Here is a 25,644-nt window from a genome sequence, read left to right on the forward strand (position 1 = left end):
ACTAGTATAGAAAGATTTGGAGAAAAACATGAAACGTGAGATCTTATTAGAACGTATTGATAAACTCAAACAAGTCATGCCTTGGTATGTATTAGAATATTATCAATCGAAACTGGCCGTTCCATACAGCTTTACGACCTTGTACGAATACTTAAAAGAATACGATCGATTTTTCACCTGGGTCTTGGAATCTGGTATATCAGATGCTGACACCATGGCAAATATCCCTTTAGAGGTTCTGGAGAACATGACTAAGAAAGACATGGAATCCTTTATTCTGTATTTGCGTGAACGTCCTCTGCTCAATGCCAATACGACTAAAAATGGGGTTTCTCAAACAACCATTAACCGTACTCTTTCTGCACTTTCTAGTCTTTATAAGTATTTGACTGAGGAAGTTGAAAACGAGCATGGGGAACCTTATTTCTACCGTAATGTCATGAAGAAGGTTGCGACCAAGAAAAAGAAAGAAACCTTAGCTGCTCGAGCTGAAAATATCAAGCAAAAGCTCTTTTTAGGTGACGAGACAGAAGGTTTCCTGAACTATATCGACCAGGAATACCCTAAAACACTCTCAAATCGCGCCTTATCTTCCTTTAATAAGAATAAAGAGCGTGATTTAGCCATTATAGCACTCCTTCTTGCCTCAGGTGTCCGTCTCTCTGAAGCCGTTAACCTGGATCTTCGAGATCTCAATCTTAAGATGATGGTGATTGACGTCACTCGAAAAGGTGGAAAACGAGACTCGGTTAATGTCGCTGCCTTTGCTAAGCCTTATTTAGAGCAATATCTCGCTATTCGAGACAAACGTTATAAGACAGAAAAAACTGATACAGCCCTCTTCTTAACCTTATATCGAGGTGTTCCGAATCGGATTGATGCTTCTAGTGTTGAAAAGATGGTGGCTAAGTATTCAGAAGACTTCAAAGTCCGGGTGACCCCCCACAAACTAAGACATACTCTTGCTACTCGTCTCTATGATGCCACCAAATCCCAAGTTTTGGTCAGCCATCAGCTAGGACATGCCAGCACTCAGGTAACGGACTTGTATACGCATATCGTAAATGACGAACAGAAAAATGCCTTGGATAGCTTATAAGATACATAATATAAATTATGTAATATATTTAATGTTAGAAAAAGAGCGTAGATCTTTGATAGAATCTTACGCTCTTTTATACTTTCTAAAAAAATTCGATCCAATAATTACGATGAGGCTCAATAATTACTGGTTTACCCCAGAATGATTTTAGATAAGCCAAGTTTGCAGGGGTGACAGGTCTTTTTTCACTATTGAACTTCTCTGCACTCTCTTTCGTTAAAAAGCATTTAACTGCTTCATATGGTGTACCATCGCTCGCTATTCGATCAATTCCTAAATAAGCAATTTCATCACCAGCTTTTGGAAAATCTGTAAATAGTTTACCAATAAAATAAACCGTCTTATCTTTCATTAATTCATAAGCCTTACTATTTTCCAGTCTGTTATTCGCTGCAGCGTACATAATACAAAAACTATCCACGATATCTTTCAAAGGCATTAATTCTTCTTTACTGACCATAATTTCGTCGGGAGCAAGTCCACCAATGATTAAGTTTTTATAATGAGGTTGCTGAATGATATTATCTAAAGCCATTCCTAATGGTAGTTGGACAGCTTGATAGCCTAAAGGTTCTAGATCTTGCTTTTTCCGGTCAAGGTGTTCTTGAGTAATACTGACATTCAAATCATATGGACTAGAAAGTTGTTCCTTCCTAAAAAAAGCCACTACGATACGATCTAACTGTTCAAATAGCCCAAGATTTTCTACTGGAACTTTCATCATTGAATTTGATCCCCTTTTTGTTTCAGATTTCCTCTATATTCTACACTCATCGCATTTGAATATCAAGAAAAGAGGCCATGTCACGAACTAACTTTTGATGAAAAAACTTAAAATTTTTGTTTGACCGAATCTTTCTTCATCAGCCTATACCTCATGAATAGCTGGCTATAAAAGATAATACAGAAGATCCTACCATTCTTCAGCCATGGATTAGTTGAGCTTTATCACTTCGTCAGCTTTTTCCCAAATCACTGGATTATGGGTTGCAATAATGATTATACGCTCTTGATTCTTTAACATTAAGAGCAAGTCCATCACCTCTTGTGAGGTTTCTGGATCCAGTGCTGCAGTTAGTTCATCCGCCAAAATTAAAGGTGGATCTTTTAAAATAACTTTAGCTAATGCGACACGTTGCGCCTCTCCCCCCGATAATTCATAAATCTTTTGATCCAGAGCAAGGTAAGCCAATCCTACTTTTTTGAGCACTTCTTCTTCTTGCTGCTTCTTCTCTTTTTTCGTTAATTTTTGCCCAATCAATCCCAAATCTAAATTTGTAGCGATAGTCTCGTTTTCAAGTAGGCCAAAATTTTGAAAGAGATAGCCTAATTCATGCTTAAAGAAGTGATGCTGTTTGATTTGTTTCAGTTCTTGCCCTTTATAGCTTATACTCCCTTTTTCATAAGGATCTATCTTCGCCAAGATATTGAGCAAGGTTGTTTTACCACACCCACTATTTCCGATCAGAGCATAGACCTTACCTTCTGTAAATTGCAAGCTCAAATCTTGAAAGACCGTTCGTTGGCCAAATGATTTGGTTAAATGTTCTACGGTAATCATATTAGGCTCCTTTCAGTACAGTGGCTAACAAGTGGTCTTCTTTATGAGACCGGTACAGGAGAATGAACCAAGCATTAGTAATAAATAGCAAGAGAGTGACAAGAGCAATCCACCATTCCGAAGTGAGAATGAATACCAAGAGGCTTCCTAATAGCAAAAGGCTACTTTCTGAGAGCAAAATCATTTGGTGAATGTTTACAAATCCCAGACCTGCAATCTTCTTCAAGAAGATTTGTTTTCTAAACTCTTCAAAATATAGGAAATTCATAGTGTTAAAAAGAAGAACAGAGGTTGCTATACCAAAGACTCCTCCTGCAATCGCCATGAGATTTTCTATTTGTATGTTTTGGGCCATTTGCTGGTAAACGTCCACTGCATAGTCGTACTGACTAACACTTTTTTCAAGATTATACTCAGCGACTAGCTTCCTACTATTCTGAAGTCCATTAAAATAAAGGTAGGGATTTAGATCGGTGAAATATGGATTCACATAGCCTCCAAAACTTTCAGGTTGAATAACCACTAAAACCGGATCGGTAAAGAATTGCTTATAGCTAATTGGTGTGTTGTTGTAGATAAAGCGTTTTTGATGATTCGGAATATACGTTACCTTCGCCTTCATTGATAAGGTGATATTTCCTTGATCATCTCGAGGAGATAGATAATCTTCATATCGCTTGATCATCTCCTCTTCTCGACCTTTTAATTTTTCCGGAAGTAAGAGACCAAATTCTCCTGCTTGTAAGTGATTTAAGTGATCTTTTTCTTCAGGAGAAACTGGAACACCTTGGATATCAAGATAATTTGGAGTGACATACAGGCTATTGGCAAGTGGATCGTAATCTGTGATTGAAAACTCTTTACCTGTACTAGGATCCGTCATAACTCCTTTTGAACTAAAAGATACGAGATTATGATAAGCTAAAAGACCACCATTTTCGATTCCAGACTCGATGAGCTTAGACCATTTTGCTCTGTTCTCAATTTGCGTCTCTTTGTTTGTTTTCTGTGAAAAATCCTCGCGACTTGTACTAATTTGGACCCAATTCGACTGTTTTAACCAAGCCTCACTTCCCTCTTGGTGAGTTTGCCAGACTGATCCATAAATACTGATTCGATGAATCGCAAGGCCAATTAATGCCACAGCGAGAAATTGACAAATAAAGAGGAAAACCAATATGCGCTTCAATGGAACCTTCCCTTTTAAAAGGGGGACTAAATGAATCGTTTGAATACTATATGCAAAGAGGAAGGATAAGAAAACAGACAAAATTAGTAAAATCCCATTGTAAATAATACTACTGGAAATGACGAGGGAATAGGAAAAAGGTGTCAATTGAAAGCAATAAATCAGAACAGCACCCATTATACTTGCGCCAATACATCCCAAAAGCAACTCTATACTATCATCTTTTAGAGAATGTCCGAAAAGTTGCAAGCGTCTCATTCCTGAAATATATCGAATCCCAGCACTTCTCATTTCTTGTGTTTTTTGAATAATCGTAAAAGAGCTAAAACTAATGATAAAAATGACTAAGGCAAGTGATTGTGAACCTGAGCCAAAAAAGGCAATAAAGGTCTGCAGAGGATTTGGTTTCTCAATAAAAGTTTGTGAGAAACCAAGAGTATGAAGCGTTTGATCCAGCTTTTTAGTTTCCAATTCACCTGTTAATATATAATAATTCTTTAGCAGGCTTTCATTGGCAGCCAGTTCTTTCTTCTCTCTTTTAATCCCAAGAGGAAGTTTTCCCTCTCCGTAGATATCATAGGTGAAAACAACCTGCCCTTTAGAATCTGTTCTTTGTATCTGACGGGCAATTATACTATGATTTTCCCTTGCCAAACGGTCTAAACTGGAAGATAACTCTTCATATGTGACGCTCTTTTCTTGTCTCACCACACCTACTACCGGAAGACTGGTGTGGATAACCGTATTTGGAGAAATAAAGGCAATCCAAATCAAAAAGCTAGAGATGAAAAGGTTTGATAAAATAATAAAGACACGTTTCATATCATCACACTTTCTAAAGCAGAAAAGGAAAGTAATACCTAGCTAGTCAATTAATTTCGTTGTTTAATGGTTACTGAGTATTAAAAAATCATAATTATATTTTTGTAAGCGAATACACTTTTCCACCTTTACTATACTACAAAATCCTTAGTAAAACAATAATTTCTATGTGAAACTAGTTTCAAAAAAGAGAGTGGGACAGAAATCGGTAGTTCGCTAGAATTCGATTTCGTCGTCCCACCTCCGCACAGTTGAGTAGGGCTGTAAAAGCTGACGAAATCAGCGTAGTAGAGCCCACTCAACCACTGCGTCTTGTTCGACAATCCAAAGACAATTGAGAGGCTAGGACTTTTGTCCCAGCCTCTTATGACTTTATTCCACCACAGCCTCAGCAATTTCTTCTGCAGTGATTCCTGCGAAGTAGCGACCTAGGTTAATAGTTTGAAGGGCTTTGAGAACGTCTTCGCGTTCGTATTTGACACCACGAAGGACATCTTCTACTGCTGCTACGTCTTCGATACCGAAGAAGTCTCCATAGATCTTGATGTCTTGGATTTTTGATTCAATAACGTTAGCGAAGATTTCAACCTTACCGCTAGGGAATTTAGTGCCACGACGGACATTGTATTCAGGGGACTTCCCATAGTTCCAATCCCAGGTACCAAACTTGGTTTCCTTGATACGGTTAATCTCCGCCAATTCTTCATCTGAGAAGACATACTCCGTCATTTCAGGATATTCTTTCTTCATGTAGTCCAGAAGCAGATCACGAAACTCTTCAACTGTGATTTTTTCTGGCAATTCGTCGATAATATTGGTGACACGAGCACGAACTGATTTAACACCCTTAGACTCAAACTTGTCTTTAGACACCTTGAGAGCATTGGCAAGGACAGACAAATCAACGTCAAAAAGAAGGCAACCATGGTGCATGATCCGGCCATTGATATAGGCTTGGGCATTCCCACAGAATTTCTTACCGTCGATCTCCAGGTCGTTACGACCCGTGAATTCAGCCTTAACCCCAAGTTGAGCTAAAGTATTGATAACTGGAGTTGAGAAACTCTTGAAGTCAAATGCTTTAGTTTCATCTTCTTTAGAAATGATGGTATAGTTAAGGTTGTTCAAATCATGGTAAACAGCTCCACCACCACTGATACGACGTACTACTTCAATTCCATTTTCGCGAACATAATCACGGTTAATTTCTTCGATGGTATTTTGGTGACGACCTACAATAATAGATGGCTTGTTAATCCAAAGAATAAAGATTTGATCTTCATCAAGGAGATGTTTAAAAGCATACTCTTCTAAAGCAATATTAAAAGCAGTTTCGTTTGAATGATTGATAATGTATTTCATAGTAATTCCAAAAATTCTTTTTATTAATCCTACTCATAGTATGATGAGTGCCAGACAGAAATAGTTAAATTGTACTTGAATTTTCTGAAGTAGTAAAAAGAAATGTAACGAGTTATCGTTACATTTCTCGGAAAAATTGAGACAAAAGGCTCAATTTTTAGGCATGGAACTCTTAAGAGGTCGCTGCCGTCCGTACTACTTTAAGAAAATTTAGTTGAAAGAATAATATTATTTCTTCTTAGGTGAGTGAACTGCCAATCCAAGTACATCCGCAAAAGCTTCGTACATCACTTCTGAAAAGGTTGGGTGACCATGGATAGTCTTGAGCATTTCTTCTACAGTGATTTCCATCTCAATGATGGTTGAAGCTTCGTTGATCAATTCAGCTGCTGCTGGACCAATGATGTGAACCCCAAGAACTTCACCATATTTCTTGTCTGCAATGACCTTAACAAAGCCTTGAGCTGCATCTGACGCAATGGCACGACCGTTAGCTGCAAAGTTGAATTTACCAATTTGAACATCGTATTTTTCACGAGCTTGTTCTTCTGTCAAACCAACTGCTGCTACTTCTGGAAGTGTGTAGATGGCTGCAGGAGTCAAGTTCAATTTGGCAACAGCGTGGTTCCCTTTAAGAGCATTTTCAGCTGCTACTTCACCCATACGGAAGGCAGCGTGGGCCAACATCTTGGTACCATTGATATCACCTGGCGCATAGATACCTGGAACAGATGTTTCCATGTATTCATTGACCTTGATCCGACCACGATCCAATTCAAACTCAACTTCTCCGATTCCTTCGAGATCTGGAACACGACCGATTGAAAGAAGAGCTTTATTCGTGATGATATCGTCTTTACCTTCAACCTTGATGCGGAGTTTGCCATCTTCTTCAATGATTTCTTGCAGTTTCGTATCAGTCAAGATGGTCATTCCCTTGCGTTCAAGGATCAAGCGAAGGTTCTTAGATACTTCCGCATCCATAGCTGGAACAATGCGGTCCATCATTTCGATGACCGTTACTTTTGAACCAAAGGTCATAAAGGCTTGACCAAGTTCGATACCGACAACCCCGCCACCGATGATCACGAGACTTTCTGGAACTTCGTTCATATCTAAGATGTCATCACTGGTCATTACAAGAGAAGACTCCATACCAGGAACGTTAATCTTGCTGACTTTTGAACCACCAGCAAGGATGATCTTCTTAGTTTCAAGCAATTCTGATCCATTGACCAAGACATTCTTATCTTTCGTAATCGTACCGATACCTTTGTGAACTGTTACGCCATAGCTACGAAGAAGTCCTGCAACACCACCAACCAAGGTATTGACGACCTTGTTCTTGGTTTCAAGAACCTTGTCCATATCCACTGTGAAGTTAGGGTTTTCAATTACGATACCACGATTTGCAGCATGGCCGATATTTTCGATAATTTCAGCGTTGTGAAGGTAAGTCTTAGTTGGGATACATCCGCGGTTCAAGCAAGTTCCACCAAGTTCAGATTTCTCAACAAGAGCAACCTTACCACCCAATTGAGCTGCCTTGATAGCAGATACGTAACCAGCAGGACCACCACCGATTACTACGATATCATAAGCATCATCGCTCTTATTGTCATCGTTTGAAGCACTTGCTGCGGCTGGTGCTGGACTCGCTTCTGGTGCAGCTGCTCCAGCTGTTGGGATGTTCTCCCCTTCTTCACCAAGGTATCCGATTACTTCTGTTACAGGAACAGTCTCGCCGTCCCCTTTCAAGATAGCAATCAAGTAACCATCTTCTTCAGCTTCCAATTCCATGCTGACTTTATCTGTCATGATTTCAAGGAGAACTTCTCCTTCTTTTACAAATTCGCCGACTTTTTTATTCCACTGAACGATTTGTCCTTCGGTCATATCTACGCCGGCTTTTGGCATAATTACTTCTAAGGCCATTTTATTTCCCTCTTTTTCTTGTTTCTATTCTCTTTCGTTGATTAGACCAACATTGAAATCGGGTCTTCAATCAAGGCTTTCAAGTCTTTCATGAATTTGGCACCAGCCATACCATCGACAACGCGGTGGTCAATGGTCAATCCCAAGCTCATGATTGGACGAATGACGATTTCACCGTTAACTACAACTGGTTTTTCAACAGTTGCGCTAACACCAAGGATGGCTGAGTTTGGTTGATTGATAATCGGTCCAAATGATTGAACACCAAACATTCCCAAGTTACTGATGGTAAAGGTTGAATTTTGCAATTCACTTGGAGCTAATTTACCATCCAAAGTACGTCCGATAACATCCTTAAAGGCTACCACCAATTCTGACAAGGTCATCTTTTCTGCGTTGTAGACAACCGGTGTCATCAAGCCATTGTCCATCCCAACCGCCATAGCCAAGTTGACATAGTTGTGAGTGATGATGGTTTTGCCATCCTCCGTCAATGACGCATTGATGTATGGGTGTTTCATCAAGGTCTTAACAACTGCTAGAGAAAGCAAATCTGTTACAGTGACTTTCTTGCCAGTTGCTTCCATGATTGGATCCAATACCTTCTTACGAAGCGCCAACATTTGAGACATGTCGACGTCATAGTTCAATGTAAAGGTTGGTGCTGTCAAGTAAGATTCCACCATCCGTTGTGCAATCACCTTACGCATTGGTGTCATCGGAATGCGCTCGATCTCACCATAAGGTGTCACGTTATCAGGAGCTTCCTCCACCTTTTCAATTTGAGCAGGTGACTTAATGGTATCCTTCTCAATATTCTCAGGAAGGAAAGCAAGAACATCCTTCTTCATGATCTTACCACGATGACCAGTTCCTTGGATTTCTTGCCAAGCAATATTGTGTTCTAAAGCAATTCGTTTTGCAAGTGGTGAAATGCGAACCACATTTGTGTCTTTATATGTTTCCACGTCTTCTTTGTGGACACGACCGTTTGCGCCTGAACCAGAAACATCATAGAGGTTGATCCCAAGATCATCCGCTAATTTTCTAGCCGCAGGAGTCGCTCTTAGCTTATCATCAGCCATGACCTCTCCTATTCTATTATAAGATACTAAGGGTGTCAAAAGTCAAAGTGAAAATAGGAAACTTGACGAAGAAACTTTAGTTTCTAGGAAAGTTTGTCTTTTTCACACAGACTTTAGCCCGAGTTCATTTTTAAGATATTAAGGACGCAGAGAACTTTGCATCATTAGATACAAAGCTTCTTCGTCTGAATTATTACTAGTTACATAATTTATGTTATGTATTATTCTTTGTTGTAGGTTTTTCGGATGGCATCTTTGATGCTTTCAACTGTTGGAATCATTGCATTTTCGAGGTTTTGTGCGTAAGGCATTGGCACATCTTCTCCCGCACAACGACGGATAGGTGCATCCAAGTAATCAAATGCTTCTGATTCAGAAATAATAGCTGAGATTTCACCGATATAACCACTTGTTTTGTGGGCGTCATTGACAAGGACTACTTTTCCTGTTTTCTTGACAGAGTTAATAATGATTTCTTTATCAAGTGGGACCAAAGTCCGTGGGTCTACTACTTCTACTGAGATGCCTTCTTCTGCCAATTCTTCAGCTGCTTGCATCACGCGACGAAGCATTTTCCCGTAGGTTACGACAGTGACGTCAGTTCCTTCGCGTTTGATTTCTCCGACACCAAGTGGAATCGTGTAGTCTGGATCAACTGGCACTTCCCCTTTTTGGTTGAATTCTGATTTGTATTCAAGAATGATAACGGGGTTGTTATCACGGATAGATGACTTGAGCAGTCCCTTCATATCCGCTGGCGTACCAGGAGCAACAACTTTCAAACCAGGAATATGAGTAAACCATGATTCCAAGGATTGGGAGTGTTGAGCTGCAGATCCAACTCCATTACCAGCAGCACAGCGAACGGTCATCGGCACTTGCCCTTTTCCACCAAACATGTAGCGAGTTTTAGCAGCTTGGTTGACAATAGCATCCATGGCAATTACTGAGAAATCCATGAAGGTCATATCAACGATTGGGCGAAGTCCGGTCATGGCTGCCCCTGCTGCCGCACCTGAAATCGCAGCCTCAGAAATTGGACAGTCACGAACACGTTCTGGACCGAATTCCTCAAGCATTCCTACTGAAGTTCCGAAGTCTCCACCGAAAACTCCGACATCTTCCCCCATCAACAATACATTTTCGTCGCGACGCATTTCCTCAGACATAGCAAGTATAATGGTATCGCGGAAAGACATTAATTTAGTTTCCATAATTCTATACTCCCCCTTAGTCTGCGTAAATATCTTCGAAAGCTGATTCGAGTGGAGGGAATGGGCTTTCTTCCGCAAATTTCACTGAAGCTTCCACTGCTTCTTTTACTTCTTCTTGGATCTGATCCAATTCTTCTGCGCTCGCAATCTCATTTTCAAGGAGATACTTGCGAAGGTTTTCGATTGGATCTTTCTTCTTCCACTCTTCGACTTCTTCACGGGTCCGGTATTTACCAGGGTCTGAAGATGAGTGACCAAGCCAACGATAAGTGACACTTTCAATCAAGACAGGACCTTTACCAGAGCGGACGTGTTCAACAGCTTTTTGGAATCCTTCATAGACATCGATAACATTGTTTCCATCAGGAATAAACATTCCAGGAATGCCGTAAGCAGCACTACGCTCGTGGATATGCTTGACATTGGTCATTTTCTTAATGTCAGCAGAGATTCCATAACCGTTATTGATACAGTAGAAAATTACCGGAAGATTCCAAATAGAAGCCATATTCACTGCTTCGTGGAAGACACCTTCGTTGGTTGCGCCGTCCCCAAAGAAGCAGACAACAATCTTGCCAGTCTTGTGCATTTGTTGAGTAAGGGCTGCACCTACGGCAATCCCCATACCACCACCAACGATACCATTGGCACCAAGGTTACCAGCATCAAGGTCGGCGATATGCATTGATCCACCCTTCCCTTTACAAGTACCGGTATACTTACCAAGGATTTCTGCCATCATACCATTCAAATCGATTCCCTTAGCGATGGCTTGTCCGTGACCACGGTGGTTAGATGTCAGCAAATCATCATCGTTCAAAGCCAACATCGCTCCAACGTTAGCCGCTTCTTCCCCAACAGAAAAGTGCGTCATTCCTGGCACTTTCCCTTTTTTTACTAACTGTGCAATTTTTAAGTCCATACGACGGATTTCTTCCATTTTACGGAACATTTCCAATAAGAGACTTTTATCTAATGTTGCCATTATTTCGCCTTTCTAAGCAATTATTCATTCTATTTTATTCTATCTCACTATGAAAACACTGTCAAAATAAATGCTCATTTCCTTTCACAAACTAATCCGTCTAGAATGCTGATAGATATGAATTTACAAACTGTTATATAAAAGATTCACAAAGTCGTTTTTTTTTATGGAAAATCAAAAAACCGATAGGGAAGACCTATCGGAATATTTTATTGATGGCGTTGGCCAAAGTCATGAATCATTTGTTCTAACTCCTCACGACTTGGCGTTGTTAACATGTAAAGATAATCACCTTGAAGCTCGGCAAAGGCAGCAGGCATATCTTTCTTCACGCGGAATTGGTCATGGTATTTAGCTAAAACTTCATCCTCAGAAAGGACATAAGCTGCATTGGCACGGCGTGAAGTCGCCAAGCAATAAAGGGGCTCAAACTCAGAAGCTGGGAAAGGTTCTCCTGCTACAATAGCTGCATACCCACGGTACAAGTCGATGGAGTGAGCATAATTGTATACATCGATCGTAAATCCACCTGCAGGTCGGTTATTGTACTCAATCGCAATATAGTCATCCCCATCACGGAAAAACTCAATATGGAAGAACCGCTCCTTCATACCAAAAGCTTTGACAATAGCTTCACCGTACTGACGCAATTTTGGATCCATCTCTTTGAGGACATAATAAGAGTTGTCCATCTTGTAGAGCATCAAGTCAAGTGGTGTATAGGCATAGTCAAAAGTAGTTGAAAAGACAATGTTTCCATCTCGATCCACTAAACCATCAAAGGTACAGATTTCACTAGAAGTAACGAATTTTTCAAAGAAATACTCTGTATGTCCATCCCATTCAGCTTTGAAATGATTCACATCTTCTGGAGTTTCAATTTTAAAGGTCGCTGCCGCTCCTACTCCGTTATCAGGCTTGGCAATCAATGGCAAACCAATCTTCTTCACAGCCTTATCGATATCTTTTTCTGCTTTGATCACAGCACCAGGAACGACAGGAACTCCTGCTTTCTTAAAGAGTTTCTTCATTTCTGATTTAAACTTGGTTTTCTTTAAATCTTTTGGTTTGGCCCCAAAGACATTGAATTGCTCACGAAGTGCCGCATCCAATTCCAACCAGTATTCATTGTGAGATTCGATGCGATCGATTGGGCCATGTTTATAGAAGAGAAAGGCAGCTGCACGCTTCACTTCGTCCAAGTTTTCCATGTTATCAACACGGAAATACTCTGTCAAACTGTTGCGCAAAGGTTCGTCTAACTGCTCGTAAGGCTCTTGGCCAATCCCCAATACAGTGATTCCTTTGTTGGCCAACTCAATGGTGAATTGTTGGAAATTTTGTGGATAATAAGGTGAAATAACAAGATAATTCATAGACGTCTCCTCCCTTTTGACTTATAGATACATTTGTCCTAAGAAGTATGGCATTTGCTTCCGCCACCAGTCCCAATCATGGGCTACATCGTGGCCCCACTCAGCAAACCAAGCAGGGATATTTTTGTGATCAAAGGCTTCCTTCAATTTATAGAAGGATGGAAGGCCATCTTGCTCCCATGCCCCAAGACCTGTACAGATAACAATTTCTGCCTGACGGTAACGGTCGATAAACCAACCGTCATTTTGATGCCAAATATAATCAGACGGAGAGTTTTGGTAAATTGCTTCATCTCCTCCAAACTCACCAACAAAGAAACGAGCATCATAGACACCACTCAAGGCAATGACTTTGTTGAAGACATCTGGGTGTTGCAAGAAGAAATTGAGCGCGTGGTAAGCTCCCATTGAGCAGCCGGTTGTCATCATTGGGTCAAACCAACCTGTTTTGTGCTTGATGAAAGGAATGGCCTCTTCAATAACATAGCGTTCATAGGCACGGTGCATCTCTGCACGATCGTGAGGGTTTTTCCAATCACAAAGCCAGCTCTCACTATCGACACTCGAAAGGGTGAAAAATTGAACCCGTCCTTCTTCAATAAACTGAGCACAAGCATCAATCATACCGAAGTCATAGTACTCATTATGGCTTCCACCAGATGAAGCGAAGACCACAATAGGAATCCCCGCATGACCATAGCGGTTTAGATACATTTCGCGGTTAAGTTGGCCACTCCAGTGGCTTAAATGTTCAATATTCATAAGTTCCCTCTTTCTCTTTATATATTTACTTTAAGATTATTAATCCCATTTTTCTGCCAAAAAGCGAAGGCATTCTGGTAGATGTTCAGCCCAGGCTTCTTCATGGTGGATCGCCCCAGATTGAATCCGAATGGCGATATTTTCTAAAGCAACTCCTTGTTGAATAACATCATGGTAATAACGAAGAGATGAGTCTATATAGGCTTGCTTGATATTCCCAGCCATTAACGTTTTATCAGTATCATCTGCCTCTTCAGTCCCTACATAGATGTATATACGTTGATCCGGATACAAGTTCTTACGCTCGATATAGCGATCAAAGGCTTCTTGATGCAACCAGTTGGCAGAGGAGAAGACTCCCAGACAACCGATTTGATCTTGGTATTCTAGGCCCAAAAATTGTGTGATGTTACCGCCTAACGAAGATCCAATCATAGCTGTATGTTCTCGATCAGCAAGAGTGCGATATTCTTGATCGATAAAAGGTTTGACCACATCCATGACAAACTCCCCATACTCGACGCCCTTGCCACCAAATTGCATACCAGGAATATTGGATTCCTTGTACTTCCAGGCAGAGTATTCGTTCATCCGTTGCAAGCCATCATTATCAATGGCAACAACAATCATGCGACTAATGTCTGGATTACGCTTGATGGCTGGAATGACCTTCCAAGAGTGACCTACATAGGCTTCCTTACTATAGAAGACATTCTGTCCATCATGGAAATAAACGACAGGGTAGCGTCGATCAGTATCTGTTTCATAATTTTTAGGTAATAAGACTCGCACACGACGGAGTTTTCCGGTATAAGGCACTTTCAACTCGTGTGTCTTCATCTCTAAATAAAAATAGGATTTATTCATTGTCAGAAAACTCTCTATATTCTAAATTTTTATTTATTATACCATTTTTATAAGAAAAAGTCTGGATTTCTCCAAACTTTTTCATTGATTGACTTTATTTTCCAATAAATGTTGCCAGATCTTGTAAAGAACGTTCGGCAATTTTCTCGTAACGTTCCTTTTTATCCCTAATGCGTGGACCATCTAGCTCTTTGATAATTCCAAAGTTGACATTCATGGGCTGGAAATGCTTGCTATCGGCATGGGTAATATAGTGAGCCAGACTTCCGATGGCTGTTGTTTCTGGGAAAATGGCTGCTTCCTCGCCTTTGAAGAGACGTGCCGCATTGATCCCGGCTACTAAGCCTGAGGCAGCTGATTCAACATAGCCCTCTACTCCTGTCATTTGACCTGCAAAGAAGAGGTTTGGTTGTTTCTTAGAACGGTAAGTCTGCTCAAGGAGATTTGGAGAGTCCATGTAAGAATTGCGGTGCATGACTCCATATCTCACAAACTCAGCGTTTTCCAAACCAGGGATCATTTGGAAGACCCGTTTTTGTTCGCCCCATTTGAGATGCGTTTGGAAACCGACGATATTGTAAAGGCTAGCAGCCGCATTGTCTTGGCGTAACTGAACGACTGCGTATGGTGTCTTGAACTCCCCATCCCGAGGCCCTTTGTAGTCATCCGGATACTCGAGTCCAACTGGCTTCATCGGACCATAGAGCATGGTTTTAATCCCTCGTTTAGCCATAACTTCAATTGGCATACAACCTTCGAAATACTTTTCTTTTTCAAAAGAGTTAAGCGGGGCTTCTTCCGCATTGATCAAAGCCTCATGAAAATCCATAAACTCTTGTTTGGTCATTGGGCAGTTGAGATAAGCTGCTTCTCCTTTGTCATAACGTGACTTGAGATAAACCTTACTCATATCAACTGTATTGACATCGATGATAGGAGCTGCTGCATCGTAAAAGTAGAAGCCATCTCCTCCGTTAAGCTCATGAATCTTTTCAGCCAAAGCATCACTAGTTAGAGGACCCGTTGCGACCACTGTGATAGCATCCGTCGGTAATTCCGTGATTTCATCGCGAATCACTTCAATCAGAGGGTGTTGGGACACCTTCTCTGTTACCCGCTTAGCAAAGCCTTCGCGATCCACAGCGAGTGCTCCACCAGCCGGCACTCGAGTTGCTTCAGCTGCCTCCAGAATGACAGAACCAAGACGACGCATTTCTTCCTTGAGGAGACCAACAGCATTGGTTAACGAATCCCCACGAAGAGAGTTCGAACAAACTAGCTCAGCAAAGTTGTCTGTTTTGTGTTGCGGAGTGGATTTGACCCCACGCATTTCATAGAGCTTTACAGGAATTCCCTGTTGGGCAATCTGGTAAGCTGCTTCCGAGCCAGCAAGGCCCGCACCGATAACATTGATATAAGATTGAGACATGACACTAATACCTCTTTGGGTGGAACCTAAGTTCATATCAAAACAACTATCTGGACTGTTTGACACCCACAAATCTTTCTAAATTGATACTTGGTCCATTATACCAAAAAGGGCATAAAAAAGACAGGGAGGCTAATCCTTCCTGTCTGGTCTATCGACTGTTAGTTGTTTTCTTATAAACACAACCAGGCTGCTAAGAGGGCAGATAGAATACTGAATAAGGACCCAATCAAGTAATATTCCGCGAAGGCTGGGTTCTCTGAAATTTTATTGTAGCGAGCGATGGATTTGGCTGTAAAGACTAGGCCGATAGAAGCAAATTGTCCATACACGAGACAGGCGCCGATAATCAACCGCTCTAAAAAACCAATCATAGAACCAGCCCCAGTGATGGTATCCATTTTATCCTCCATCGTCGGCTGGTAATTGGCAAAGAGAATTTTAAAGACTATATTGGTCGGTTTTCCCACCAGGAGGACATAAAAGATCAGCTTTAAGATATCAGCAGACAGGTAGGTCGTGTTATTTTTTACTCCCAAGAAGACCAAAATAATGATGATACCGACATGCAAGAATTGATCCACCGTAAAAGCCCATGAGTTTGTTAATTTCCATTGTTTTTGCACCCAAGGCTTGCTGTAATCAATCCCTGCATGAGTTAGCAAAATGATCAAGCAAATCCACCATAGGTCCAGGTGACAGAGGGAAACGACGATTAGGGGAAGAGCTACATAGAGAATATGAAGGACTAGAACCTTCTTATCCCGATTCTTGCGATCCGCCATCTTTTGACTTTGAAAATAATAATCCGATAACAAATGACAAATCAACAAGAGAATCAAGTATGGACTCATTACAATACTAGACAATCCGGTCATAAGCCTCTCCTTTCACTAGAGCTTGTATACTAGCAAGGGCAGCTGCTCTCCCCCGTAAATACACACGAATACTACTACTCTTTAAGCGTTTAGACAGTGCGCTTGGATTGATATCTAGTGATTGAGCTAAGTCTTGCTGACTAAAATTCTCACTGTATACAAATCTCTTAAGAAGATCTAGCAGGATTTCTTCCTGACTGCCACGCCAACCCGAACGAATGGCTTCTCCTGAAACAATGAGGGCGTTCACCAATAAGTCCTTGCTGTCGTTCCCGCTTGAAAAATAAATCTGGGTATTGCCGTAGTCATTTTTCTGATGAACCAGATTGATGGCCGCGCGTGCGTTCCAATAGGCTGGACCATCTGCCCCAATACTTTGCAAGGGATCAATAGCTGTTGCAATCTCTCCAAGTCCGATACCAAAACGTAGTTGAGTCGGGCTTAGTTCTGAACGCAAGGTATCGATGATTTGAAAAACTGGAGCATCCACTTTTAAAAGTGCCTGAAACTCATCGCCCAGGGTCAAGGTAAAACAGGATGCCAAGTAATCTCCAAAGAGTTCATTCATTTTTCGAAGCGTTTTTTCTAACTGTTTTTGCAGGTTGAAACGTTCTTGAACCATTTTAGAATCAATGACATCTGCAATCAAAGCAAGATACATAAGCCCACCTCCTTATGTCTATTATAACGAAAAAAAATAAAAATGTCTATTATAACAGACATTTTATAAAATTGCCGTTATAATAGACATCGAATCATTCTAAAAACTTATTTCACTTTTTCTTCTTCGTAGTCACCATTGCTACATACAACTTGCTTGCCACCACCACGTACTTTCTTTTCAACCAAATACTGACCACATTTTGGACAGTCACGGCCAATTGGCTTGTCCCAAGAAGTGAATTCACATTCTGGGTAGCGATTGCATCCATAGAAGATACGGTTCCGTTTGGTTTTACGCTCGATGATTTGGCCCTGATGACAGTTTGGACATTCCACCCCAATTTCTTTGACAATCGCTTGGGTATGGCGACAATCTGGGAAGTTGCTACAAGCATAGAACTTACCATAACGTCCTAATTTGATGACCATGGGACTTCCACAAACCTCACAGTCAAAACCAGCCGCCTCATCCTTGATTTGAATTTTCTCCATCTCTTCTTCAGCCTTGGCTACTTCTTTTTTAAATGGTTGGTAGAAGGAATCGATAACCTTTTGCCACTGCTCTTTCCCAAGTTCGACATCATCTAGTTTCCCTTCCATCTCAGCAGTAAAGGTTACGTTGACGATATCTGGGAAGAATTCAACGATCAGTTTATTGACGATTTCCCCTAACTCGGTTGGCTCGAAGCGTTTGGCTACAAGCTTCACGTAATAGCGTTTTTGAATGGTCTCAATCGTTGGTGCATAGGTTGAAGGACGTCCCACTCCATTTTCTTCCAACGTCTTAATCAAGGTCGCTTCAGAATAACGAGCTGGTGGTTGGGTAAAGTGCTGTTCAGGTTTGCTATTGACCTGAGTGACAGTATCCCCTTCTTCCATATCCGGTAACATCTTGTTCTTATCCGAATCATTATAAATCGCTAAATAACCGTCAAATTTCACCTGACTACCATTCGCTGTATATTGAACACCATTTTGCCCCAAACGGACATTCATAGTGTCAAAGACAGCTGCTGTCATCTGGCTAGCCACAAAACGGTTCCAGATCAAGGTGTAGAGCTTGAGCTGATCCTTGTCTAGGTACTTAGCAATTTTCTCAGGCGTATTGTAAACACTAGAAGGACGAATAGCTTCATGGGCATCTTGGGCACCAGAAGCGTTTTTGACCCGGCTTCCGTGCTTGGAATACTTCTCTCCAAATCGATCAACGATAAAGCTAGCTGCTTCATTTTGAGCGACTGGACTAATCCGAGTCGAGTCCGTACGCATATAAGTGATCAAACCTTGGACACCTGATCCAATATTGATTCCTTCATACAACTGCTGAGCCACCATCATGGTCTTACGAGTACGGAAGTTAATCTTATTGGCTGCATCCATCTGCATAGAAGAAGTTGTGTAAGGAAGGGGCGCATTGCGTTTGCGTTCCTTTTTCTCAACTTTTTCAACGATATACTCTTTCCCATCGAGATGCGAAAGAACAGCTTTCACATCCTCCTGGTTTTGAAGTTTCATCTTCTTGCCATTCATTCCATAGAAATTGGCTTGAAACTGCTTGGTTCCCTTTTTAAAGGTTCCATCAATTGTCCAGTATTCTTCTGGTTGGAAGGCATTGATTTCTTCTTCCCGGTCAATGATCAATTTAAGAGCAACTGACTGCACCCGACCAGCAGAAAGTCCCTTTTTCACCTTTTTCCATAGAATTGGTGAAATCGAGTACCCTACAATCCGGTCCAAGACACGGCGTGCTTGTTGAGCATCTACCAGATCCATATCAATCTTACGGGGTTCTTGAAAGGCATTTTTTACCGCATCCTTAGTAATTTCATTGAAAACGACACGGTTCTTATCTTCCTTATCCAACTGAAGAATATGGGCCAAGTGCCAAGAAATAGCTTCTCCTTCACGGTCTGGGTCACTTGCGAGAAAGACTTGTTTAGCCTTTTTAGCCTCTTTTTTCAATTCATTGATCAAAGGAGCTTTTCCGCGAATATTAATGTATTCAGGTTCATAATTGTTATCAAAATCAATGGACATGGTAGATTTTTTCAAGTCACGAATATGCCCCACACTGGCCATGACCTTATAATTTCTACCAAGATATTTTTCAATTGTCTTCGCTTTCGCAGGAGACTCCACAATGACTAAATTCTTTTTAGCTGTTGTGGTTTTCTTTTTTGTTTTAGTAGCCACTTTTTTACCTCTATTTTGTAATAAACCTCATAGAGTGTAAACTATTTTTTTCGGGATGTCAACCGTGAAGTTCTCCTATAGGAAAACTCATTTTAAAATTCAAACTCATCTAGGACATCTTTTCCACTGGTCACAAGCTTTGCTCCTTCTTGAATGAGGTGATGACAACCATCAGAACGACCATCCAATATAGAACCTGGAATAGCGAAAACATCACGACCTTCTTCCATAGCACGCTCACAAGTGATTAGACTCCCAGACCGCATCCGCGCTTCTGCCACAATCACCGCTCTAGAAAGGCCAGCAATAATCCGATTACGCTCTGGAAAATGGTGTTTTTGAGGGCCTTGGCCAGGACCGTATTCTGTTAAAACCAAATGGCTCCCACCCATGTACTTCTGCAACTGTTTATTAGATCTAGGATAGAAGACATCTAACCCAGTACCAATCACACCAATTGTTTTTCCTCCATTTCGAATAGCTGCATAATGAGCCGCAGCATCTATCCCCTTGGCTAATCCACTCACCACAATCAATTCGTTGTTTAACTCATTAATGATTTTTTCGACAGATTGAATCCCTGTGCGGCTGCAGGAACGACTCCCCACGACTGCTATTTTGGGATGTTTAAGAAGGTCAATGTTACCTGAGTAAAACAACAAAACAGGTGGGTTATGCATCCAAAGAAGTTCTTCAGGATATTCTGGATCCATAATGGATATCGAATCAAACTCCTTGAACTCTTCCCTCAAGACCTTGTCATCAATCCGAATATATCGTTCCATAAAAAGTGTTTGATTGCGACACCCTGCAATTTTTGCCATTAATTCTAAAGAAGGCCATTCCCCATTCATTTCCCAGTAATTGACAATGCTAAAAACCTGTAGATTAGACAGGCCAGCAACCTTTAATTTATAAAGTTCATATTTGTTCATTCGTAAACCTCATTTTCTACTATCTATTTATAATATTCGTAAAAGAAAACAAAAAAAGCTCTAAAAATAGAACTTTTTAATGATTTTCTACAATATTAAAATGACAAACGGCCCCCAAAAGGTTACTTGAGTTGTGGTAACGAGCTGCTTGAATCTCTAGTAAAGAAAATCGTTGCTCACTACTTTCCTCAAACAACAATTTATACTGATGGTTGATTTCTTCTAAAAGAATGTCTTGGCTACTAATTCCTCCACCAATCGTCACTTTTTCAAGCCGAACAAGTGACTGAAGGTTATAGATCAGGATTGCAATTTCCCGACAATAAGAAATAAATAAGTCTTGTAACTCCCCATGATAACCAGCGTGAAGGGCTTCAAAAACCTGGATGCCATCCTCTTCCGGCAGTTGCAAGAGCTGACTGGCTTGGGCTACAAAGTTGACAGCTGAGCCTAAATTTTGAACCAAACTGGAAATCCCATGCTTCAAAATCTCTCTCTGAAATTGTTTTTGTTCTGGAGTTGTTGGTGGCTCCTCTGGGTTCGGCCAACGAAGATAATCCTTGAGATGCAAGGTAGAAATTAAAGAACCATTGGAAGTCAAGGCTAATCCTACGCCAGTTCCCAATACAAAGGTTGCACCACAGTAACAATCTTGGAGGTTTCCAATTCGAGCTTCTGCCAAACCCGCAGCATCTCCGTCGTTGAGGACGGTCACAGGAACTTGAAACATCTTATTTAAACGAGAAGCTAAAGGAATATTCCTCAAATAAGGAATTAGGCCACCTTTAAAGACAAAACCAAGTCGACTATTGATTTCACCTGGACATGAGATGGCAATCCCTGTAATTTGATTCTGGAACGAGCAAATCACGCGCTCGAGGGCTTCCCAAAAGTCCTCAATAGTATCTGGCGTCGGAACTTTAGAGGAATCGCTCACTTGATAGGCTTCATCGACTAAGGCGTATTTAATAAAAGTTCCCCCAATATCAAAGGCTAAGAGCATTTTCTTCTCCTCCTAATCAACATCAGTCATGGACTTAATGGGTTCGAAGCTTCGGCGATGGATTGGACTAACCCCTTGTTTTTCCAATCCTTCAAGATGCTTGGTGGTCCCATAGCCCGCATTCTGAGCAAAATCATAACCTGGATACTCTTGGTCATATGCCGCCATCATCTGATCCCGTGTTACCTTAGCTACTATAGAAGCTGCCGCGATAGACAAGGAATTAGCATCTCCCTTGATGATGGAGGTCTGAGAAATAGGAAGATCCAATTTCATGGCATCGATCAAGAGATGTTGAGGCTGTGGCTCCAATTCGTGAATAGCCTCTAGCATAGCTAATTTCGTCGCTTCATAGATGTTTACCTGATCAATGACGTGATTGTCTTTTACCCCAATCCCAACCGAAATAGCCTGATCAAAAACCGCTTGGTAAATAGCTTGGTGCCTAGATTTAGGAATTTTCTTGCTATCGTTTAAACCTGGAATTTTACAATTTTTAGGCAAAATAACAGCTGCAGCGACGACAGGCCCAGCTAAAGGGCCTCGTCCTACTTCATCCACTCCTGCAATGAGCTGAATCCCTTGGGCATATAATTCTTTTTCATAGGTGAGCATTTTTTCTAAACGCAGGTCTTCGTCTACTTGTTTTTGGAGTTCACGTTTTCGTTTGTTGATGGCCGACTGAACGCCCGCTCGAGCATCATAGATTAACTCTTCAAACAAGGGATGATCCAGCCTATCAATCGTTGCCAAACGCTCTTTGACTTCTTTAATCGTTGGCATCCACTTCACCTACGCGATCAAGGGTATAGCGGCCCAAACGACCATCTCGTACATCCTTAACAAACAAGCTATAAAAACGATCGTAATCATCTCGAAAGCCTAAGCGTTGGGTCATCTCCATGATGATTTCCGGTGCTTCCTGCTCCAAATTCATTTGCTTATAGCGTTCTTGCAACTCTTTTGGATAGTGAGATTTAAAATACTCCAGACCAAAAATAGTCACCTCATCCATAGGCAATAACTGGTCCTTAATGGCACCCGTTAAAGCTAATTTTAGAGCTACATCTTCATCTTCAAATTTTGGCCAAAGAATCCCTGGGGTATCCAAGATTTCGAGGTCCTTATTGGTTTTCAACCACTGTTGTCCCTTGGTTACACCTGGTTTATTTCCAACTACGGCAATCTTTTTCCCTGCTAAACGATTCATCAGCGTTGATTTACCAGCATTTGGGATCCCAATAATCATGGTCCGAAGGGTTTCAATCTGAATCCCTCGTTCCTTTTGGCGAGCAATTTTATCTGCCATCAAAGACTTAGCCGCATCTGTTACTTTTTTGACTGTCGACTGCTCTTTGGAGTTGATAGCCAATGTTTTGATTCCTTGAGATTCGAAATACCCCTGCCATTCTTTTGTTGCGACAGGATCTGCCAAGTCTACCTTATTCAGAATCATCAACTTAGGCTTGTCACCAACAATTTTTGTTAACATGGGATTTTGACTGGATAATGGCAAACGAGCGTCCACCAGAACCGTTACAAAATCCACGAATTTTAAATTTTCCTGTACTTGTCTTCTAGCTTTGGACATATGTCCAGGAAACCATTGAATAATCGCCATGAAATGAAATCCTTTCAACATTCAATCCTATCTATTATACCATGAAATACGGTATTTCTTTTATAAAACTGCTTCCCATTTTTACAAACAAAAACGAAGCTACATCTGTAACTTCGTTTCTTATTTTAGCGAATTTGCTCAAAATGCAAGTGAACAGCGATGTGATCTCCATAACCACTCCGTTCCAAATCACGTTGCAAGCGATAAGAAATATAGTGTTCAGCAATGGTAATATAACCAGCGCCAAGTAAGCGGTGTTCAACCATTGACTGGATCATGCTGATAGTCGCACGTTCTACTTTAGCTTCTTCCAGATCCATCACAACTTTCTTGGTCACTTGCGCCAAGTTTTGGCGAAGATCATCCGTTAAGACATAGACTGTTTGAGCCGCTTTTAAAACAGCTTGGTAGATTTTATCTGGATCAAATTCTACTACTTCACCACTACGTTTAATGACTTCCATCTTTTTCTCCTTGGTCTTCAATATACTTCTATTATCTTAATAAATAGGAGATTTGTCAAGAATCTAAAATATCAATAATCCGGACGAAGAACTCCCGTGATGATTTCTTTCGATGCGTGGTAATCCCCATCCACTACAACCTTGATGATGCGCTTCGCTTCCTCAGCAGGGGCTGGAACTAATGGTAAACGAGTAGGCCCTGCTTCAAAGCCCATATAGTTCAAGACTGCTTTAACTGGTGCTGGACTTGGATAAGAAAAGAGAGCATTAACTTTAGGGATAAATTGGCGCTGAATAGCCGCTGCCTTTTTAATATCATTGTGCTCAATCGCTTGGAACATTTCGTGCATTTCATCCCCATTGGTATGGGAAGCTACTGAAATGACACCGTCTGCCCCTAAGTTCATGGCGTGGAAAGCATCTCCATCCTCTCCCGTATAAATGAGGAACTCTTCTGGCTTATGCTCAATTAAGTAAGCCATATTGGCTAGAGTCGTACATTCTTTGACCCCGATGATATTTGGATGTTCGGCCAAACGGAGCATGGTTTCTGGTGTCATTTCTACAACCACGCGCCCTGGGATGTTATAGATAATAATTGGCAAGTTAGAAGCGTCTGCAATAGCTTTAAAATGCTGATACATTCCTTCTTGAGAAGGTTTGTTGTAGTAAGGGACGATAGCTAACCCAGCAGCAAAACCTCCAAACTGATCTACTTCCTTTACAAACTCAATAGAATCTCGGGTTTCATTGGTCCCGACACCAGCAATCAAAGGAACCCGTCCGTTCACCACCTTTTGAATCGCTGCAAAGAGTTCTAATTCTTCATCGTGTGTCAGTGTCGGACTTTCGGCCGTGGTACCAGCTAATAGAATTCCGTCCGTATGGTGAGCTAAGAGGTGCTCAATCAAAGGAGGAATAGCTTCAAAGTTGATCGAGCCATCTTCGTGAAAAGGGGTGATAAAGGCGGTAATCATTTTACAATCTTTTAAATCTTGATAAGACATAGATCCTCCTTCTTGATTCAATCATAGGGAAGAGGGACAGCACCAAAAGTTGGTCACTGTCCCCATTACAATTTATTCAGTTATAGAATCATTTCAATTCAAACTTCAAGTCAGCTGTTGGGCGCACCAATCCACGCTCATGAAGAGTTTCTGCGATTTGAACAGAGTTCCAGGCTGCTCCTTTAAGAAGGTTATCAGAAACTACCCACATATGGATCCCTTTTTCAGCATCCAAGTCTTTACGGATACGACCAACAAAGGTATCACGAGAACCAACAGCATTAATAGCTTGTGGGTATACTTGATGAGCAACATCATCTTCCAGTACTGCACCTGGGAAGGCTGCGATGGTCGCTTTTACCTCTTCAATTGGAGCTACTTCTTTGGTCTCAATGTAAACTGACTCTGAGTGAGCTGACAAGACCGGAATACGTACACACGTTGCCGAAACTGCAATGCTATCATCTTCCATGATTTTCTTGGTTTCGTTTGTCATCTTCATTTCTTCATATGTGTAGTCATTATCAGTGAAGACGTCAATTTGAGGAAGAGCATTAAATGCGATTGGATAATGTTTCTTATCGCCACCTGATGGTAAGATTTCTGCATGCAAATCACGCGGATCCACTCCATCATTCAAAACTTCTCGAAGTTCACGTTGTGTTTCAAGAATAGCACCCATACCTGCACCAGAGACAGCTTGGTAAGTCGATACGATGATACGATCCAAGCCCCATTTTTGACGAACTGGCTCTAGTGCCACCATCATTTGGATTGTTGAACAGTTAGGGCAAGCAATAATCCCATTGTGAGCATCAAGGGCATGAGCATTCACCTCTGGAACAACCAATGGCACATCTGGGTTTTGACGGAAGTAAGACGTATTGTCGACCACGACAGCTCCTGCTTTCACAGCATAAGGTGCGTATTTTGCAGAAGTTGAACCACCAGCAGAGAAGAGAGCAATATCAACTCCTTCAAAAGCGTTCTCCATTGTTTCTTCAATCGTAATGTCTAGATCCTTAAATTTCAATACCTTACCAGCTGAACGAGCAGACGCCAAGTAGCGAATTTTATCGATTGGAAGTGTCGATTCTTCCAACATCTTGATCATTTGAGCACCAACGGCACCTGTCGCGCCGACAACAGCAACTGTATATCCCATAATAAAACCTCTTTCGGAATTTTCTA

Annotated in this window: 23 protein-coding genes; 1 reads left to right on the forward strand and 22 read right to left on the reverse strand. The window is 41.2% G+C overall.

Going from position 1 to position 25,644, the window contains the following annotated elements; translation table 11 throughout:
* The first annotated feature begins 28 nt into the window (after positions 1-28).
* Positions 29-1,099 carry a tyrosine recombinase XerS gene (gene xerS / locus I2D56_RS03170; RefSeq protein WP_195347967.1) on the forward strand — a complete coding sequence of 357 codons (1,071 nt, stop codon included), beginning with the start codon at positions 29-31 and terminating at the stop codon, positions 1,097-1,099.
* 85 nt (positions 1,100-1,184) lie between these two features.
* Here xerS and I2D56_RS03175 read toward each other — a convergent pair whose 3' ends face one another.
* From I2D56_RS03175 to I2D56_RS03280, 22 genes are all read right to left on the reverse strand, one after another.
* Complete coding sequence (locus tag I2D56_RS03175; RefSeq protein WP_195213922.1) at positions 1,185-1,826, reverse strand: hypothetical protein; 642 nt, start codon at positions 1,824-1,826, stop codon at positions 1,185-1,187.
* 210 nt (positions 1,827-2,036) lie between these two features.
* Entirely contained in the window at positions 2,037-2,663 is a 627-nt protein-coding gene (locus I2D56_RS03180; RefSeq protein WP_120701950.1) for a putative bacteriocin export ABC transporter, read from the reverse strand.
* 1 nt (position 2,664) lies between these two features.
* Entirely contained in the window at positions 2,665-4,674 is a 2,010-nt protein-coding gene (locus I2D56_RS03185) for a DUF1430 domain-containing protein (protein WP_120701951.1), read from the reverse strand.
* Positions 4,675-5,046: 372 nt separating this feature from the next.
* On the reverse strand, positions 5,047-6,036 hold the full coding sequence (locus I2D56_RS03190; RefSeq protein ID WP_117744239.1) for a lipoate--protein ligase: 990 nt from the start codon (positions 6,034-6,036) through the stop codon (positions 5,047-5,049).
* Between the two features lie 228 nt (positions 6,037-6,264).
* Complete coding sequence (lpdA, locus tag I2D56_RS03195) at positions 6,265-7,971, reverse strand: dihydrolipoyl dehydrogenase (RefSeq protein ID WP_195347968.1); 1,707 nt, start codon at positions 7,969-7,971, stop codon at positions 6,265-6,267.
* A 41-nt stretch (positions 7,972-8,012) separates the two neighbouring features.
* Positions 8,013-9,056: a dihydrolipoamide acetyltransferase gene (locus tag I2D56_RS03200; RefSeq protein WP_023918161.1), complete on the reverse strand. Its 1,044-nt coding sequence runs from the start codon at positions 9,054-9,056 to the stop codon at positions 8,013-8,015.
* Between the two features lie 221 nt (positions 9,057-9,277).
* On the reverse strand, positions 9,278-10,270 hold the full coding sequence (locus I2D56_RS03205) for an alpha-ketoacid dehydrogenase subunit beta (protein ID WP_023026810.1): 993 nt from the start codon (positions 10,268-10,270) through the stop codon (positions 9,278-9,280).
* Between the two features lie 16 nt (positions 10,271-10,286).
* A complete protein-coding gene (locus tag I2D56_RS03210; protein ID WP_049514824.1) occupies positions 10,287-11,255 on the reverse strand; it encodes a thiamine pyrophosphate-dependent dehydrogenase E1 component subunit alpha in 969 nt (322 codons plus the stop codon).
* 209 nt (positions 11,256-11,464) lie between these two features.
* Positions 11,465-12,631 carry an ATP-grasp domain-containing protein gene (locus I2D56_RS03215; protein ID WP_195347969.1) on the reverse strand — a complete coding sequence of 389 codons (1,167 nt, stop codon included), beginning with the start codon at positions 12,629-12,631 and terminating at the stop codon, positions 11,465-11,467.
* A gap of 21 nt (positions 12,632-12,652) precedes the next feature.
* On the reverse strand, positions 12,653-13,393 hold the full coding sequence (locus tag I2D56_RS03220) for an esterase family protein (RefSeq protein WP_023023217.1): 741 nt from the start codon (positions 13,391-13,393) through the stop codon (positions 12,653-12,655).
* A 39-nt stretch (positions 13,394-13,432) separates the two neighbouring features.
* The gene (locus tag I2D56_RS03225) at positions 13,433-14,260 is read right to left on the reverse strand and encodes an alpha/beta hydrolase (RefSeq protein ID WP_023023215.1); all 828 of its coding nucleotides are present in this window, start codon (positions 14,258-14,260) and stop codon (positions 13,433-13,435) included.
* A gap of 94 nt (positions 14,261-14,354) precedes the next feature.
* Positions 14,355-15,689 carry a methylenetetrahydrofolate--tRNA-(uracil(54)-C(5))-methyltransferase (FADH(2)-oxidizing) TrmFO gene (trmFO, locus tag I2D56_RS03230; protein WP_023023213.1) on the reverse strand — a complete coding sequence of 445 codons (1,335 nt, stop codon included), beginning with the start codon at positions 15,687-15,689 and terminating at the stop codon, positions 14,355-14,357.
* 173 nt (positions 15,690-15,862) lie between these two features.
* Entirely contained in the window at positions 15,863-16,567 is a 705-nt protein-coding gene (locus tag I2D56_RS03235; protein ID WP_023023211.1) for a DUF3307 domain-containing protein, read from the reverse strand.
* Positions 16,551-17,228, reverse strand: a complete 678-nt coding sequence (locus tag I2D56_RS03240; RefSeq protein ID WP_195347970.1) for a SatD family protein — start codon at positions 17,226-17,228, stop codon at positions 16,551-16,553. Before I2D56_RS03240 ends, I2D56_RS03235 begins: the two co-directional genes overlap by 17 nt.
* A 107-nt stretch (positions 17,229-17,335) precedes the next feature.
* Complete coding sequence (gene topA, locus I2D56_RS03245; RefSeq protein ID WP_195347971.1) at positions 17,336-19,423, reverse strand: type I DNA topoisomerase; 2,088 nt, start codon at positions 19,421-19,423, stop codon at positions 17,336-17,338.
* Positions 19,424-19,515: 92 nt separating this feature from the next.
* Positions 19,516-20,358 (reverse strand): DNA-processing protein DprA, encoded by an 843-nt coding sequence (gene dprA, locus I2D56_RS03250; protein ID WP_195347972.1) that lies wholly within the window; start codon positions 20,356-20,358, stop codon positions 19,516-19,518.
* A gap of 76 nt (positions 20,359-20,434) precedes the next feature.
* Positions 20,435-21,361 (reverse strand): ROK family protein, encoded by a 927-nt coding sequence (locus I2D56_RS03255; RefSeq protein WP_195347973.1) that lies wholly within the window; start codon positions 21,359-21,361, stop codon positions 20,435-20,437.
* Between the two features lie 12 nt (positions 21,362-21,373).
* Positions 21,374-22,144, reverse strand: a complete 771-nt coding sequence (locus tag I2D56_RS03260; protein WP_023023199.1) for a ribonuclease HII — start codon at positions 22,142-22,144, stop codon at positions 21,374-21,376.
* Positions 22,131-22,982: a ribosome biogenesis GTPase YlqF gene (ylqF, locus tag I2D56_RS03265; RefSeq protein ID WP_023023197.1), complete on the reverse strand. Its 852-nt coding sequence runs from the start codon at positions 22,980-22,982 to the stop codon at positions 22,131-22,133. Before ylqF ends, I2D56_RS03260 begins: the two co-directional genes overlap by 14 nt.
* Positions 22,983-23,107: 125 nt before the next feature.
* Positions 23,108-23,446, reverse strand: a complete 339-nt coding sequence (locus I2D56_RS03270; protein ID WP_006597242.1) for an ATP cone domain-containing protein — start codon at positions 23,444-23,446, stop codon at positions 23,108-23,110.
* Positions 23,447-23,517: 71 nt separating this feature from the next.
* Positions 23,518-24,453: a 4-hydroxy-tetrahydrodipicolinate synthase gene (gene dapA / locus I2D56_RS03275; protein ID WP_023023195.1), complete on the reverse strand. Its 936-nt coding sequence runs from the start codon at positions 24,451-24,453 to the stop codon at positions 23,518-23,520.
* Between the two features lie 88 nt (positions 24,454-24,541).
* Positions 24,542-25,618, reverse strand: a complete 1,077-nt coding sequence (locus I2D56_RS03280; protein ID WP_023023193.1) for an aspartate-semialdehyde dehydrogenase — start codon at positions 25,616-25,618, stop codon at positions 24,542-24,544.
* Positions 25,619-25,644 lie beyond the last annotated feature (26 nt).

Source organism: Streptococcus australis (assembly GCF_015553625.1).
Taxonomy (GTDB): Bacteria; Bacillota; Bacilli; order Lactobacillales; family Streptococcaceae; genus Streptococcus; species Streptococcus australis_B.

Excerpts from the sequence above, each read along its gene's own strand:
- xerS (WP_195347967.1), top strand. The coding sequence starts at position 29 with ATGAAACGTGAGATCTTATTAGAACGTATTGATAAACTCAAACAAGTC.
- I2D56_RS03175 (WP_195213922.1), bottom strand. The coding sequence starts at position 1,826 with ATGATGAAAGTTCCAGTAGAAAATCTTGGGCTATTTGAACAGTTAGAT.
- I2D56_RS03180 (WP_120701950.1), bottom strand. The coding sequence starts at position 2,663 with ATGATTACCGTAGAACATTTAACCAAATCATTTGGCCAACGAACGGTC.
- I2D56_RS03185 (WP_120701951.1), bottom strand. The coding sequence starts at position 4,674 with ATGAAACGTGTCTTTATTATTTTATCAAACCTTTTCATCTCTAGCTTT.
- I2D56_RS03190 (WP_117744239.1), bottom strand. The coding sequence starts at position 6,036 with ATGAAATACATTATCAATCATTCAAACGAAACTGCTTTTAATATTGCT.
- lpdA (WP_195347968.1), bottom strand. The coding sequence starts at position 7,971 with ATGGCCTTAGAAGTAATTATGCCAAAAGCCGGCGTAGATATGACCGAA.
- I2D56_RS03200 (WP_023918161.1), bottom strand. The coding sequence starts at position 9,056 with ATGGCTGATGATAAGCTAAGAGCGACTCCTGCGGCTAGAAAATTAGCG.
- I2D56_RS03205 (WP_023026810.1), bottom strand. The coding sequence starts at position 10,270 with ATGGAAACTAAATTAATGTCTTTCCGCGATACCATTATACTTGCTATG.
- I2D56_RS03210 (WP_049514824.1), bottom strand. The coding sequence starts at position 11,255 with ATGGCAACATTAGATAAAAGTCTCTTATTGGAAATGTTCCGTAAAATG.
- I2D56_RS03215 (WP_195347969.1), bottom strand. The coding sequence starts at position 12,631 with ATGAATTATCTTGTTATTTCACCTTATTATCCACAAAATTTCCAACAA.
- I2D56_RS03220 (WP_023023217.1), bottom strand. The coding sequence starts at position 13,393 with ATGAATATTGAACATTTAAGCCACTGGAGTGGCCAACTTAACCGCGAA.
- I2D56_RS03225 (WP_023023215.1), bottom strand. The coding sequence starts at position 14,260 with ATGAATAAATCCTATTTTTATTTAGAGATGAAGACACACGAGTTGAAA.
- trmFO (WP_023023213.1), bottom strand. The coding sequence starts at position 15,689 with ATGTCTCAATCTTATATCAATGTTATCGGTGCGGGCCTTGCTGGCTCG.
- I2D56_RS03235 (WP_023023211.1), bottom strand. The coding sequence starts at position 16,567 with ATGACCGGATTGTCTAGTATTGTAATGAGTCCATACTTGATTCTCTTG.
- I2D56_RS03240 (WP_195347970.1), bottom strand. The coding sequence starts at position 17,228 with ATGTATCTTGCTTTGATTGCAGATGTCATTGATTCTAAAATGGTTCAA.
- dprA (WP_195347972.1), bottom strand. The coding sequence starts at position 20,358 with ATGAACAAATATGAACTTTATAAATTAAAGGTTGCTGGCCTGTCTAAT.
- I2D56_RS03255 (WP_195347973.1), bottom strand. The coding sequence starts at position 21,361 with ATGCTCTTAGCCTTTGATATTGGGGGAACTTTTATTAAATACGCCTTA.
- I2D56_RS03260 (WP_023023199.1), bottom strand. The coding sequence starts at position 22,144 with ATGCCAACGATTAAAGAAGTCAAAGAGCGTTTGGCAACGATTGATAGG.
- ylqF (WP_023023197.1), bottom strand. The coding sequence starts at position 22,982 with ATGGCGATTATTCAATGGTTTCCTGGACATATGTCCAAAGCTAGAAGA.
- I2D56_RS03270 (WP_006597242.1), bottom strand. The coding sequence starts at position 23,446 with ATGGAAGTCATTAAACGTAGTGGTGAAGTAGTAGAATTTGATCCAGAT.
- dapA (WP_023023195.1), bottom strand. The coding sequence starts at position 24,453 with ATGTCTTATCAAGATTTAAAAGATTGTAAAATGATTACCGCCTTTATC.
- I2D56_RS03280 (WP_023023193.1), bottom strand. The coding sequence starts at position 25,618 with ATGGGATATACAGTTGCTGTTGTCGGCGCGACAGGTGCCGTTGGTGCT.